This window comes from Micromonospora sp. HB375 (assembly GCF_017872985.1).
In the GTDB taxonomy this organism is placed as follows: domain Bacteria; phylum Actinomycetota; class Actinomycetes; order Mycobacteriales; family Micromonosporaceae; genus Micromonospora; species Micromonospora chalcea.
This window is the reverse complement of the sequence record NZ_JAGGJO010000001.1, coordinates 3,545,217-3,559,247: the sequence shown is the minus strand read 5'-3', so window position 1 is coordinate 3,559,247 and position 14,031 is coordinate 3,545,217. Positions and strand designations below refer to the sequence as shown.

Genomic DNA, 14,031 nt, shown 5'->3' with positions numbered 1-14,031 from the left:
GCACCGCCTCCCGCTCGTCGGCTCAGCCGGGAGTGGCCTCCCGGCGCCGGCGCAGCACGGCCGCGCCGGCCAGGGCCGCGACCGCCAGCGCCGTGAGCGCCACCTCCGGCCACACCCCGGCCGTCGTCGCCGGGGTACGCCCGTTGCCGAGCTCCATCTGCCGCACCACCACCGCGGCGGTGTTGAACCCGGTCGCACCGTCTACCCGCCCGTCGGGGGTAACGAACCCGGACACTCCGACCGTGGAGGCCATCAACGCGGCCCGGCCGTGCTCCACCGCCCGCAACCGCACCATGGCCAGCTGCTGGCGGGCCTCGGCCACGTCGAACGTGGCGTTGTTCGTCTGCACCACCAGCAGCTGCGCGCCGCCGGTCACGGTGTCCCGGACGATCCCGTCGTAGGCGACCTCGAAGCAGATCACGTCGCCGAGGACCGCCGCGCCGGCGTCGACCACGCCGGGCCGGTCACCGGGGACGAAGTCGGAGCTGACCCGGTCGACCTGCGAGCTGACCATGCGGGCGAGGGATCGCAGCGGCACGTACTCGGCGAACGGCACCGGATGCCGCTTGACGTACGTCTGGTCCAGGTCGACGCCCGTGCCGGGCCGCCACAGCAGCCCCACGTTGCGCACCTGCCCCGCCTCCGGGCCGGCGAGCACCGCGCCGACCAGGATCGGCGCGCCGATCGCGTCGGCGGCCTGCCCGATCCGTTCCCCCGCGGCCGGGTTGCGCAGCGGGTCGATGTCGCTGGAGTTCTCCGGCCACACCACCATGTCGGGGCGGGGCTGCCCGCCCTCGGTGACCCGTTCGGCCAGTTCCAGCGTGGCGTCGACGTGGTTGTTGAGCACCGCCTGCCGCTGCGCGTTGAAGTCCAGCCCGAGGCGCGGCACGTTGCCCTGCACGATCGCGACGGTGACGGTGCCGTCCGCGCCGCGTACCTCGGCGGGCACGGCCGGGCCGGCGGCGAGCAGCGCGACCAGCCCGGCGGTGAGCCCGGCCACCGGCCGCCACTGCCCGGGCGCGCGACGCCAGTCCCGCCACGCCACCGCGACGAGGATCCCGCCGGCGACCGCTACCGCGAACGTGACCAGCGGCGCGCCGCCGAGCGCGGCCAGCCGCAGCATCGGCGACGTGTCCTGGCTGAACGCCAGCCGCCCCCACGGGAACCCGCCGAACGGGGTCCGGTCGCGCAGCGCCTCCTGCCCCACCCACAACACGCCGGTGAGCAGCGGCCATGCCGCCCGGTGCCGGTCGGCCAGCGGCGACACCCAGGCGGTGGCGGCGCCCAGCAGCGCCAGGTAGGCGGCCTGCAGCAGCGACAGCAGCGCCCACGGCAGGTAGCCGGTGTGCAGGTTCGTCCACTCCAGCAGCGGCGCGAACAGCGCCACCCCGGTGAGGAAACCCAGCCCGGCGCCGGCCCGCAACCGCCGCCGGTGCGCGGCGGCCGCCAGCAACGCCACCCCGACCGGGGCGAGCGGCCACATCCCGTACGGCGGGAACGCCAGCAGCAGCGCCACCCCGGCCAGTACGGCGGCCGGCACGGCCAGCGTCAGCGGCAGGGGACGCGCCCCGTCGGCGACGGTGCGCGACTGCTCCTGCTCCAGCGTCGTCACCGGCTTCTCCCCACGATCACGGGCCGAAGGCTACCCGCCCGTACCGGCCGTCGGCCCGCGCCCCTGCGCCACCGATCGGGCAACTGCGCCTCGGTGGGCGGGGCCCGCTGCCATGCTCGGCAGCATGAACGCTGAGCGGGGACGGGGTCGTGTCCTGCCGACCGCGCCCGGCTCGCGCGTCACCCGGGTGGAGTTGTTCTACGACCTGGTGTTCGTGTTCGCGTTCCTGAACGTCACGAACGTCCTCTCCGAAACCCTGAGCGGCAGGTCGTTGCTGGCGGGACTGCTGTTGCTGTTGCTGCTGTGGTGGTGCTGGGTGTCCTTCGCCGCCCTGGGCAACGTCGTCCGCACCGACCAGGGGGTGATGCCGCTTGTCGGCTCGGTGACGGTGGCCGCGCTGTTCGTGCTGACGCTGAGCACACCGTCGGCGTTCGCCGAGGAGCAGGCGCAGCAGCAGTCCGGTCCGCCCGGTCTGGTCTTGTTCGCCTGCTGCTACCTCATCATCCGGGCGGCCCAGGTGCTGGTGTTCCTGGCCCGCAGCAGCCGCCGCGGACGGACCGCCCTGCGCCTCGGTCTCCCACCGCTGACCAGCGTGGCGTTGATCCTCGCCACCAAGGCACTGCCCGAGTCACCCCAGCAGCCATGGGCGAGGTGGCTGCCGCTGGCGCTGTGGCTGGCCGCGGTCTGCGTCGAGTACACCTCCGGGGGCCTCGCCCCCAGCGCCGGGCTGACAGTCGTGTCCGCCGCCCACTGGGCCGAGCGATACGCGCTGATCCTGCTCATCGCGCTCGGCGAGTCGATCATTTCGCTCGGGCTGGGACCGAAGCTGAGCGCCGGCTTGCCGGCCACGTGGCCGGTGATCGTGGCGTCGGTGCTCGGCGTCACCATCATCGCGTCCCTGTGGTGGCTGTACTTCGACACTCTGGCACCCGCGCTGGAGCAGCGGCTGCATCGCACCCGCGACGTCCGGGCACGGGCGGCGCTCGCCCGCGACGCCTACGCCTACCTGCACCTGCCGCTGATCACCGGGATCATCCTGTTCGCCCTCGGGCTCAAGCGCTACCTCACCGTCATCTCCCACCCGCACGGCGATCCCTGGTGGGAACACGCCGCCGAGCTGGACAGCCGGGTGCTGTTCGCCGGGGTGGTCATCTACATGTTGGGACTGCTGGCGCTGGCGGTGCGGGCGACCCAACGGATTCCGGCGGTCGCCACCTGTGTGGTGCTCGTGCTGGCGGTGGGGCTGCCGTGGGCGGGCCGGCTGCCGGTGGTGGCCGCTCTGGCGATCCTGGCGGCGGTCAGCGTCTTCCTGGTGCTGTTCGGTCTGCGCGCGGGTGACCCGTGGCGTCGTCAGGTGCGCCGGACCGCGTTGGACGAGCAGGTCGCCGCCGAGCGGGAGCAGTCCGAATGGCGCCGGCGTCACCTGTGACCGGCGGGTGGGGAGTGTGGGCGGTGCCGGTGACAGGCGACAATCGGGCCCATGCGGTTCGGTGTGCTCGGCGCGACGCAGGCGTACGCGGCCGACGGCAGCGCGCTCCCGGTCGCCGGTGAGCGGCTGCGTGCCCTGCTGGTGCTGCTGCTGCTCGACGCCGACCGCACGGTGCCGCCGCGGCGGCTCATCGACGGCGTCTACGGCGACCGGCCGCCGGAGCAGGCCGCGAACGCGTTGCAGTCGCAGGTGTCGCGGCTGCGGCGGCTGCTGCCCGGGGCGCGCATCGAGTTCGGTCCGGCCGGTTACCGGCTGGCCGTCGACCCGCAGCGGGTGGATGTGCACCGGTTCACCCGGCTGGCCGGGGCGGGACGGGCGGCGCTGGCCGACGGTGATCCGCGCGGCGCGGCGGCGCTGCTGCGCGACGCGCTGGACCTGTGGCGCGGTGAACCCCTCGCGGATGTCGCCGGGGCGCCGTTCGCCGACGTCGAGGCGGCCCGGCTGCGCGAGCTGCGCCTGGCGGCGATCGAGGACCGGGTCGAGGCGGACCTGGCGCTCGCGCCGTCCGGGGCGCCGCTGATCGCCGAGCTGCGGACCCTGGTGGCGGCGCATCCGCTGCGGGAGCGGCTGCACGGGCTGCTGATGCGCGCCCTGCACGGCGCGGGCAGCCGCGCCGAGGCCCTCGCCGCGTACGCCGACGCGCGCCGCGTGCTGGCCGAGGAGCTGGGCGCCGACCCGTCGGCGGAGCTGGTCGCGTTGCACGCCACGCTGCTGCGCGACGACCCCGCGCCGCCGGCGCGGCTGCCCGCCCCGCTGACCAGCTTCGTCGGCCGGGAACGGGAGTTGCGGCGCGTCGAGGAGCTGCTGGCCTCGGCGCGGCTGGTGACGTTGCACGGCCCCGGCGGCGCCGGGAAGACCCGGCTGGCCACCACCGCGGCGTCCCGGCACGACGGGCCGGTGTGCCTGGTGGAGCTGGCCGCTGTCGCGCCCGGCTCGCCTGTGGCGCCAGCGGTGCTGACCTCGCTGGACCTGCGCGACGCCGGGCTGCGGGCCCCGGGCGGGCCCCGGGACCTCACCGACCGGCTGGTGGCGGCGCTGGCCGGCCGGCGTCTGCTGCTGGTGCTGGACAACTGCGAGCACGTGATCGACGACGCGGCCCGGCTGGCCGCCCGGCTGCTCGCCGCCGCTCCCGGGCTGCGGGTGCTGGCCACCAGCCGGGAGCCGCTGGGCCTCACCGGTGAGGCGCTGTGCCCGGTCGGTGGCCTGGCCGTCCCGGACGCGCCGAGCGCACCGGAGACGGCGGCCGCGTATCCGGCGGTGCGGCTGTTCGCCGACCGGGCCGCCGACGTGTCGCCCGGGTTCACCCTCGACGCCGGCACCACCCCGGCGGTGCTGCGGATCTGCCGTACCCTCGACGGGCTGCCGCTGGCCCTGGAGCTGGCCGCGGCGCGGCTGCGGGCCCTGCCGGTGGCGCAGGTCGCGGCCCGGCTGGACGACCGGTTCCGGCTGCTGCGCCGCGGCGACCGCGCCGCCGCGCCCCGCCACCGCACGCTGGAGGCGGTGGTGGGGTGGAGCTGGGACCTGCTCGACGCCCCGGAGCGGCTGCTGGCCGCCCGGATGAGCGTGTTCGCCGGCGCCGCCGACCTGTCCGCCGTGCAGGCGGTGTGCGGCCCGGACGCCGGCGACGTCCTGGACACCCTCACCGGCCTGGTGGACAAGTCGCTGGTGGAGGCGGCCGGCGGGCGCTACCGGATGCTGGAGACGATCCGCGAGTTCACCGCCGCCCGGCTGGCCGAGCGCGGCGAGACCGGGCGGATCCGCGACGCGCACGCCGCGTACTTCCTGGGTCTGGCGCAGGCCGGCGACGCGGGCCTGCGCGGCGGCGGCCAGGAGCGGTGGCTGCGCCGCCTCGACGCCGCCCGCGACGACCTGCACGCGGCGCTGCGGCACGCGGACGCCGCGACCGGGCTGCGGCTGGTCGCGGCGCTGGCGTTCTACTGGTGGCTGCGGGGCCTGCGTGGGGAGGGCGCGGCGCCGGCCCGGCGGCTTGTCGACCGGCTCGGCGGCCCGCCCGACGGCCTGGCCGAGGAGTACGCGCTGGCCCTGCTGATCGCCACGCTCGCCGGCGGCGGCGAACGCAGCGAGGTCGACGCCGCGTCGCGGATCCTGTGGACCATGGCCCGGCCGCCCCGGCATCCGTTCCTGCTCTACCTGTCCGGCATGGCCAGCGGCCCGCCGTCACCGGAGGACGCGGCGGCGCTGCACGAGCGGGCCGTCCGGGACCGGCTGCTCGGCGCCGACCCGTGGAGCCGGGCGCTGGGCCGCCTGGGCACCGCGATGGTCGGTCTGCTGCACGGCCGTCACGCCCAGGCCCACGCCGACCTGGACGGCGCGCTGGCCGGTTTCCGGGCGCTCGACGACCGCTGGGGCATGATCGTGACGCTGTCCACCCGCGCCGAGGCGGCCTACCGCACCGGTGACGTCGCGTCGGCGGCCGCGCCGATGGCCGAGGCGCTGGAGCTGGCCGAGCAGCTCGGCTCCACCCTGGACCTGGCGGAGCTGCTGCGGACCCGCGCCGACGGGCGGCTCGCCGCCGGTGACCTGACCGGCGCGGCCGAGGACTTCCGGCGGGTGCGGCGCATCGCCGGGCCGTCCGGCGCGCCGGAGCTGGTCGCCGCCGCGTACCTGGGGCTCGGTGAGATCGCCCGCCGCGACGGCGACCCGCGGCGGGCGCGGGCGTTGTGCGAACGGGCGGTCGCGCAGTGCCCGTCGGGCTGGTTCGGCGCCGATGTGGTGCGGCTCGCGGCGCTGGTGACGCTCGGGCAGCTCGCCGACGCCACCGGCGACCCGGCTACGGCCCGCGCCCACTACCGGCAGGTCCTCACCGCCGGCGTCGGTGTGTGGGACGTGCCGGTGGTGGCCGCCGCCGCGGACGGGCTGGCCGGGCCGCTGCTGCGCGACGGCGACCCCGAGTCGGCGGCCCGGCTGCTGGGCGCGGCGGCGGCGCTGCTGGCGGGCACCGGCGCGGCCGACGCGCCGGCCGGCACACCCACCGCCGTCGAGCTGCGGGAACACCTGGGTGAGGCGGCGTTCGCCACCGCGTACGCCGGGGGCGCGGACCTGCCCCGGCAGCGGGCGCTGGCGCTGGTCGACGGGCGCTGACCGGCCCGGTGCGCGCGCGGTGCGCGCCCGGTCAGCGGCACCGGTGACGCTGACCGGCATGACCGACGACGCGACGGCCGTGCTGGCCGACGGGATACGAAAACGGTACGGACGCACCACCGCGCTGGACGGCTTCGACCTGGCCGTGCCGGCCGGCACGGTGTACGGGGTGCTGGGCCCGAACGGGGCGGGCAAGACCACCGCGGTGCGGGTCCTCACCACGCTGCTGCGGTTCGACGCCGGCCGGGCCCGGGTGGCCGGGTACGACGTCGCCTCCGAACCGGACCGGGTCCGTGAGGCGATCAGCCTGACCGGGCAGTACGCGGCGGTCGACGAGGTGCTCAGCGGCCGGCAGAACCTGGTGCTGTTCGGGCGGCTGCGGCGGCTGTCCGCGCGGCGGGCCCGCGACCGCGCCGAGGAGCTGCTGGACCGGTTCGGGTTGACCGAGGCGGCGGACCGGTCGGCGGGCGGCTACTCCGGTGGGATGCGCCGCCGCCTGGATCTGGCGGCCAGCCTGGTGGTGCCGCCGCGGGTGCTGTTCCTCGACGAGCCGACCACCGGCCTGGACCCGCGCAGCCGCAACGGTCTGTGGTCGGCGGTGCGGGAACTGGTCGCCGACGGCACCACGGTGCTGTTGACCACCCAGTACCTGCAGGAGGCCGACCACCTCGCCGACCGGGTGTGCGTCATCGACTCCGGCCGGGTCGTGGCCGAGGACACCCCGGAGCGGTTGAAGGCCCGCATCGGCGCGGACCGGCTGGAGCTGGTGGTCCGCGACGCGGCGGACCTGCCCACGGCGGCGGCGGTGGTGGAACGCGCCACCGGCGCGGCCGTGACGGTGGACGCGGAGCTGCGGCGCCTGGACGCGCCGGTGGCCGACCGGATCGCCGTGCTCATGACAGTGCTGCGGACCCTGGAGGACGCCGGGGTGGCGGTGGAGGACGTGCTGGTGCGCCGGCCGACGCTGGACGAGGCGTTCCTGCGCCTGACCGGCGGCCGGTTCGACGCGCAGCGGATGGAGGTGACGTCGTGAGGGCGCTGACCGACGGGTGGCTGATGGCCGGGCGGAACATGCGGCACGTGGTCCGCGCCCCGGAGGAGATCATCATCTACTTCAGCCTGCCGATCATGTTCGTGCTGGTGTTCGGCTACGTGTTCGGCAGCGGCATGTCCGTGCCGGGCGGCGGCAACTACCGGGAGTTCCTGCTGCCCGGCGTGTTCGTGATGACGATGCTCTACGGGCTCGGCGCGACCGCGTCGGCGATCGCGGCGGACGCCGGCCGGGGCGTGGTGGACCGGTTCCGGTCACTGCCGATGGCCCGTTCGGCGCTGCTGTCCGGCCGCGCCGGCGCCGACCTGGTGCGGGCGTGCCTGGAGATGACCACGCTGGTGGTGTGCGGGCTGCTGGTGGGCTGGCAGTGGCGCGACGGAGTCGGCCCGGCGCTGACGGCGGTGGCGCTGATCCTGCTGCTGCGCGTCGCGATGACCTGGGTGGGCATCCTGTTCGGGCTGCTCGTGCCGAACCCGGACACGGTCGCGGTGGTGGTGTTCCCGCTGGCGTTCCCGCTGACCGCCCTGTCCAACGTGTTCGTGGCGCCGGAGCTGATGCCGGACTGGCTGGGCGCGATCGCCGCGTGGAATCCGCTGTCGGCGACGGTGGCGGCGGCCCGGGACCTGTTCGGCAACCCGGGCCTGGACGGGGACTCGTGGCCGGCCCGGCACGCGCTCGAACTGGCGGTCGCCTGGCCGCTGGCGCTGATCGCGGTGACCGCGCCGGCGGCGGTGCGCCGCTACCGGCGGCTCGGCCGCTGACACGGGGAGCATCGGGGGGATGAAATCGGGGCGCGGCCGAAGCCGCGCCCCGATGCTCCCAGGCCCTTCCCGGCCGGTGGGGCGAAGACGATCAGCGCCGACCTTCGGACCGACCCGACGTGGACTGGCTGCCCCCGCCTGGCCGTTGTCTACTGGCCGTGCCTCTCACCTTGCCCGTACACCGGTAACCGCGGCCGGTTCGCGCCGCCCCGCCGACCCCCGCCCGCTGGACCTGGCCGCCGCAACCTTCCGGTCGCTCGGCCAGCGGACGAAGGGACGAAGCGAACAACAGCCGCTTCCCGTGGTAGGACTCAAAGACGGTACGGCGTAGACCCCCGCCGCTGTCAACCCACCCGGGCCTGTCGTGTGTTGCGACACGGCGTGTCGCGTCGGCGCGTCTCGATTCCTGAGCCTGCTTCAGGCGCCGAGGTGGTGCCGCAGCATCGCCGCCGCCGCACCCGGATGATCGTCGGCGAGCAACCCGGCGGCGGCCAGCACGTAGTCCACGTCGACGACCGGGCGGCCCGCCCGCGGCAACGCCCACCCGCCGGCGTGGTCGGTGAGCACCGCGTCGAGCACCGCCGCCGCGTCACCCGGGTCGGCGTGCCGCAGCACCCCGCCGGAGCCGACGAGCAGCTTCACCTCCCGCAGGTCCCGCCCGGCCCGCTCCCCCGTCGCCGCCCCACGCGCGTGCCGCCGCAGCGCCACCGTCGCCGCGAGGGCCGCGATGCGCCGGTCCACGGCCCGGTCGGCGTCACCGGCGGGCAGGAACCCCGGGTCGGCGGCCCGGACCGCCGCCGCGGCCGCCAGATCCGCCTCCTCGGCCGCGTCGAGCAGCCGCTCCTCGACCGCGGCACGCACCACACCCGGCGCGCTCCACCGCATGCCCAGGTCACCCTCCACGGTGCGGGCCCGCCACAGCGTCCCCGCCACCTCCTGGCTCGGGCCGCTGTCCCGCTCGTCGGGGGTGAGCACCGAGTACACGTCGGTGGTCGCGCCACCCACGTCCACCACCGCGAGGTCACCGCCGAGCGTCCCGGCGAGGACCTCCACGCCGGTCAGCACCGCGTCGGGGGTGGCGGCGCGGACCAGCCGCGCGAACCGCGTACCCCGGGACAGCTTCTTGCCGCCGATGACGTGCCGCAGGAACACCTCCCGGATCGCCGCCCGCGCCGACGACGGCTCCAGCACCCCAATGCGCGGCAGCACGTTGTCCGCCACCGTCACCGGCACCCCCGCGCCGGCCAGCAGCGCGTGCAGCTCGTCACGCACGTCGGCGTTGCCCGCCAGGACCACCGGCACCCGCAAGCGCGCCTTCGCCAGCCGCGTCGCGTTGTGCGTCACCGTCTCGGCATCGCCGCCGTCGGTGCCGCCGACGAGCAGCACCACGTCCGGGCGGGCCGCCCGCAACGCCGCCACGTCCGCCCCGGACAACCGCCCCGCCGCCACGTGCACCACGTTCGCGCCCGCCGACAGACCGACCCGCCGGCCCGCCTGAGCGGTGACGAGGGGCTCGTAACCCACCACCGCCAGGCGCAGCCCACCCCCGGCCGACGAACACACGTACCAGGGCGCCTCAGCGACCCCGGCCGACGCGGTGGCCGCGCCGACCGCGGCGTCCAGACCGTGCAGCACGTCAGTGCCCACAGTGGTGGGCGCCGACGCCGCCGCGACCAGCCGGCCGCCGTCGAGGTCCACCACCGCGGCCTTCGTGTACGTCGACCCAACGTCGGCGCAGACGACGACGCTCACGGCCGTTGGGGCACGACCACCGTGCCGGTCGCGGTGACCGCCACGATCGGCTCGCCGAGCACCTCGGCGGCCGACTCGCCCTTGTCCGGGCGGCCCCGGCACACCACGGTCGCGGCGAAGTCGATCGTGCGGCTGCGGGTGCCCACCCGGGTCACCGTCGCCGTCACCTCCAGCACGTCACCGGCCTTCATCGGCGCCCGGAACTGCACGTCCGCGTACGAGGCGAACAACCCCTCGTCACCGTCGGTACGGATGCACACCTCGGTCGCCACGTCCCCGAACAACCCCAGCGCGTACGCCCCGTCGACCAGGTTCCCCGCGTAGTGGGCGTGGGAGTACGGCACGTACCGGCGGTGGGTGACTGTCAGACCGACACGCGGATCGCTCATGCGACGTTCGCCTTCCTGGAAGTGATCAAAGCGTGGACGAGGTAACTGGCCACCTCGCCCGGAGTGGTGCCACGCCCGAAGATCCGGTCCACGCCCAGCTCGCCGGTCATCGTCTCGTCGAACCGCGGCCCGCCGACGATCAGCAGCGGCCGGCGCCCGGCCGGCATCGCCTCCCGGAACGCCGCCGACATCTCCCGCGTGTTGTGCAGATGCGCGTCGCGCTGCGTCACCACCTGCGACACCAGCACCGCGTCGGCGCGCTCCCGCCGGGCCGCCTCGACCAGCTCCGGCACGCTCACCTGCGCGCCCAGGTTCGTGACCTTCAACTCCCGGTAGTACTCCAGGCCCTTCTCCCCGGCGATGCCCTTGACGTTGAGGATCGCGTCGATGCCCACGGTGTGCGCGTCCGTGCCGATGCAGGCGCCCACCACCGACAGCTTGCGGCGCAACTGCCGCTTCACCACCGCGTTGACCTCCTTGGCCGACAGCAGCGGATAGTCACGCTCCACCACCTGCACCTTCGCCAGGTCCACCAGGTGGTTCACCCGCCCGTACACCACGAAGAACGTGAACCCGTCACCGATCGGTTTGGCGTGCACCAGCATCGCCGGGTCCATGCCCATCTTGTTCGCCAGCTGCACCGCCGCGCCCTCGGCCCGCTTGTCGTGCGGCACCGGCAACGTGAACGACACCTGCACCATGCCGTCACCGGTCGTGTCCCCGTACGGCCGCACAACCGTCTTCTCACTCATGGGGCTGCTCCAGGATCTCCGTGGCCGGGTTGTAGTAGTCCGCCTCGTGCCGCGCCACGCCGTCCAGGCCCTTCCCGCGGTCCGCCGGCCGCTTCATGATCCCGAACGTGCCCTCGGCGATCGCCGTCAGCAACGACTGGTCCCCGATGCGCTCCAGCAGATCCACCGCCTCACCGAGCACCCGGTGCGCCCGCGCCTGGATGAACCCGCCCGGCGCCGGCACGAAGTCCTCGTGCAACCCGCCCGCCGCGCCCAGCACGTACCGCACGTTCTGCAGCGCGATGTCCCGGTCCGACAGCCACGGCGTCACCACCGCCTCGGTCATCATCCCCACCAGCAGAATCCCCTGCCCGGTCATCGTGCCCACCAGGTTGAAGAACCCGTCCAGCAGGTTGCCCCGGAACACGTCACCGGTCATGTGCTTCGTCGGCGGCATCCACTTCAACGGCGCGTCCGGGAACAACTCCCGCGCCAGCAGCGCGTGCGCCAACTCCAACCGGAACGACTCCGGCACATCCGGGTTGATCTCGAACGCGTGCCCCAGCCCCAGCTGCCAGTCCGCCAGCCCCGCCTCGTGCGCGAAGAACTCGTTCAGCAACTGCGACACCGTCACCGTGTGCGCCTCGTCCACCGCGTCAGCGGTGGTCAGGTAGTTGTCCTCACCGGTGTTGATGATGATCCCCGCCCGCGCGTGCACCTGCCGCGAGAACCGCTGGTCCACGAACGTGCGGATCGGGTTGATGTCGCGGAACAGAATCCCGTACATCGAGTCGTTGAGCATCATGTCCAGCCGCTCCAGGCCGGCCAGCGTCGCCATCTCCGGCATGCACAGACCCGACGCGTAGTTCGTCAACCGCACGTACCGGCCCAGCTCCTTGGACGTCTCGTCCAGCGCCGCCCGCATCAGCCGGAAGTTCTCCTGCGTCGCGTACGTGCCCGCGAACCCCTCCCGGGTCGCCCCCTCCGGCACGTAGTCCAGCAGCGACTGCCCCGTCGACCGGATCACCGCGATCACATCGGCGCCGGCCCGCGCCGCCGCCTGCGCCTGCGGAATGTCCTCGTAGATGTCACCCGTGGCCACGATCAGGTAGATCCACGGCCGACGCGCCGGATCCCCGAACCGCTTCACCAAGCGGTCCCGCTCCGCACGCCGCCGGTCGATGCTGCGGATCCCCGCCGCGACCGCCTTGCGCGACGCCCGCCGCGCCGCCGTCGCCGCCTTCCCCGACGGCTGCGCGAACCGCACCGACCCGGCCGCCGCCTTCTGCGCCAGCAACGTCACATCGGCGATGCCCTCACGCGCCAGCGCGTCGAACACCGGCGCCGCCACCCCGTGCCCCAGCCCGACGTCCGCGACCACCGCGTCGACCAGCCGGTTCACCCACGGAATGCCGTCCGGGTCCGCGCCGGTCACCCCGGCCAGCCGCAGCACCGCCCGCTCCACCGACACCGTGGTGTGGCTACGCGCCAGATCCACCACCGGCTGCCCGGCCCGGCGCGCCAACTCCCGCGCCCGCGCCACCAACGCCGGATCCAGCCCAAGCTTGCCTGTCACGAAGACCCTTCCTGATAGATCACGTCACCGCGCAACACAGTGGTCCGGCACACCGGCAGCGGCGTCGGATCCTCCGGCCCCCGCAACTCCGGATCCTCGGCCAGCACCACCGGAAGCCCCCGCTCCACGCCCGCCGGGGTGTCCCACACCGCGAACGTCGCCGGCGCCCCCAACGCCAGCACACCCTCGTTGTCCAGGTGCACCGCCCGCCACCCGCCGCGCGTGTGCGCCGCGAACGCCGCCCGCACACTCATCCGCTGCGCCGGGTTGTGGTGCGCCGCCGCCGCCCGCACCGACCCCCACGGATCCAGCGGCGTCACCGGCGAATCCGACCCGAACGCCAACGCCACACCGACACCGTGCATCGCGCCCATCGGATTCGACTCCAGCGACCGCGCCAACCCCAGCCGCGACTCGTACATCCGGCCCGAGCCGCCCCACAACCTGTCGAACGCCGGCTGCATCGACGCCACGATCCCGTACTCCACGAACCCGGCGATCAACGCCTTGCTCATGATCTCCGCGTGCTCCACCCGGTGCCGCGCCGCCCGCAACCGGTCCACACCCACCGACCGCGCCGCCAGACCGAAACCCTCCAGCACCGTGCCGATCGCCGCGTCCCCGATCGCGTGGAACCCGCCCTGCAACCCATGCGCCGCACAATCCAGCAGATGATCACGAACCTGCTCCGCCGACACGTACCCGTGCCCGCACGCCCCCGCCTCACCGTCCAGGTACGCCGCCGACACGTGCGCCGTCCGCGAACCCAGCGCCCCGTCGGCGAACAGGTCACCACCCGCGCCCACCGCGCCCAGCTCCCGGGCCTTCGCCGCACCCAGCAGCTCACCCCAGTACCCGTACACCTCCGGCACCCCGGCCCCCGAGATCGCCAACAGCCCGGTGAAGTCCTCCTCGTCGGAAATGTCCGGCCCACCGCACTCGTGCACCGCCGCGACACCCAGCGACGCCGCGTGCGCCAGCGCCCGCCGCTGCGCCGCCACCCGCTGCGCCCGCGAAACCGACGCGAACGCCGCCGCCCGCACCACATGGTGCGCGTCGCGCCGCAACCACCCCGACGCCTCGTACCCGGCCGCCGACACCACCTCCGGGCACGCCGCCAGCAACGCCGCCGACACCAGCGCCGAATGGATCGACGCCTGCGACAGATACACCCGCCGCCCACCCGCAGCACGATCCAGCGCCGCCGCATCCGGCAACACCGGATCCGCCCAGCCCGACTCGTCCCAGCCGTGCCCCAGCACCACCGCGTCACCCGGCAGACCCGCCGCGAACGCCGACACCGCCTCCAGCAGCCCACCCGCCGACCGCACCGCCGACAGATCCAGCCCCGACAACGCCAACCCGGTATCAGTCGCGTGCACGTGCGCGTCCACGAACGCCGGCGTCACCAGCGCACCGCCCAGCTCCACCACCCGGTCCGCCCGCGGCGCCTCCGCGTCCGTGCCCAACCAGGCGATCCGCCCGTCCCGCACCAGCAGCGCCGTCGCGCTCGGGTCGGCCGGACAGTGCAGCACTCCACCGCGATACAGCGTCGAGGGGTTCGTCAT

At 74.8% G+C, this 14,031-nt stretch carries 10 protein-coding genes; 4 read left to right on the top strand and 6 right to left on the bottom strand.

Translation table 11 applies throughout. From position 1 onward, the window contains the following. Positions 1–22: 22 nt before the first annotated feature. On the bottom strand, positions 23–1,612 hold the full coding sequence (gene lnt / locus J3R08_RS16260) for an apolipoprotein N-acyltransferase (protein ID WP_209961875.1): 1,590 nt from the start codon (positions 1,610–1,612) through the stop codon (positions 23–25). Between the two features lie 112 nt (positions 1,613–1,724). On the opposite strand from lnt, the gene J3R08_RS16255 reads away from it, so the two are divergent. Genes J3R08_RS16255 through J3R08_RS16240 form a run of 4 tightly spaced genes read left to right on the top strand, consistent with a single transcriptional unit; the run spans position 1,725 to position 8,015 of the window. Beyond that, positions 1,725–3,041, top strand: coding sequence for a low temperature requirement protein A (locus J3R08_RS16255; protein ID WP_069089687.1), 1,317 nt, complete (start codon positions 1,725–1,727; stop codon positions 3,039–3,041). A gap of 51 nt (positions 3,042–3,092) precedes the next feature. Then, positions 3,093–6,203 carry a BTAD domain-containing putative transcriptional regulator gene (locus tag J3R08_RS16250; RefSeq protein WP_209961873.1) on the top strand — a complete coding sequence of 1,037 codons (3,111 nt, stop codon included), beginning with the start codon at positions 3,093–3,095 and terminating at the stop codon, positions 6,201–6,203. Positions 6,204–6,261: 58 nt separating this feature from the next. After that, entirely contained in the window at positions 6,262–7,236 is a 975-nt protein-coding gene (locus J3R08_RS16245; protein ID WP_209961871.1) for an ATP-binding cassette domain-containing protein, read from the top strand. Next, positions 7,233–8,015 carry an ABC transporter permease gene (locus tag J3R08_RS16240; RefSeq protein WP_166457469.1) on the top strand — a complete coding sequence of 261 codons (783 nt, stop codon included), beginning with the start codon at positions 7,233–7,235 and terminating at the stop codon, positions 8,013–8,015. The genes J3R08_RS16245 and J3R08_RS16240 overlap by 4 nt, the downstream gene beginning before the upstream one ends. 417 nt (positions 8,016–8,432) lie before the next feature. On the opposite strand, the gene J3R08_RS16235 is transcribed toward J3R08_RS16240, so the two are convergent. Genes J3R08_RS16235 through J3R08_RS16215 form a run of 5 tightly spaced genes read right to left on the bottom strand, consistent with a single transcriptional unit; the run spans position 8,433 to position 14,031 of the window. Further along, a complete protein-coding gene (locus J3R08_RS16235) occupies positions 8,433–9,767 on the bottom strand; it encodes a glutamate mutase L (protein WP_209961869.1) in 1,335 nt (444 codons plus the stop codon). Then, positions 9,764–10,156, bottom strand: a complete 393-nt coding sequence (locus tag J3R08_RS16230; protein ID WP_043324122.1) for a hotdog domain-containing protein — start codon at positions 10,154–10,156, stop codon at positions 9,764–9,766. The genes J3R08_RS16235 and J3R08_RS16230 overlap by 4 nt, the downstream gene beginning before the upstream one ends. Continuing rightward, positions 10,153–10,908: an OAM dimerization domain-containing protein gene (locus J3R08_RS16225; protein WP_030502414.1), complete on the bottom strand. Its 756-nt coding sequence runs from the start codon at positions 10,906–10,908 to the stop codon at positions 10,153–10,155. The genes J3R08_RS16230 and J3R08_RS16225 overlap by 4 nt, the downstream gene beginning before the upstream one ends. Then, entirely contained in the window at positions 10,901–12,463 is a 1,563-nt protein-coding gene (locus J3R08_RS16220) for a lysine 5,6-aminomutase subunit alpha (RefSeq protein WP_043324125.1), read from the bottom strand. Before J3R08_RS16220 ends, J3R08_RS16225 begins: the two co-directional genes overlap by 8 nt. Further along, complete coding sequence (locus J3R08_RS16215; RefSeq protein ID WP_209961867.1) at positions 12,460–14,031, bottom strand: amidohydrolase; 1,572 nt, start codon at positions 14,029–14,031, stop codon at positions 12,460–12,462. The genes J3R08_RS16220 and J3R08_RS16215 overlap by 4 nt, the downstream gene beginning before the upstream one ends.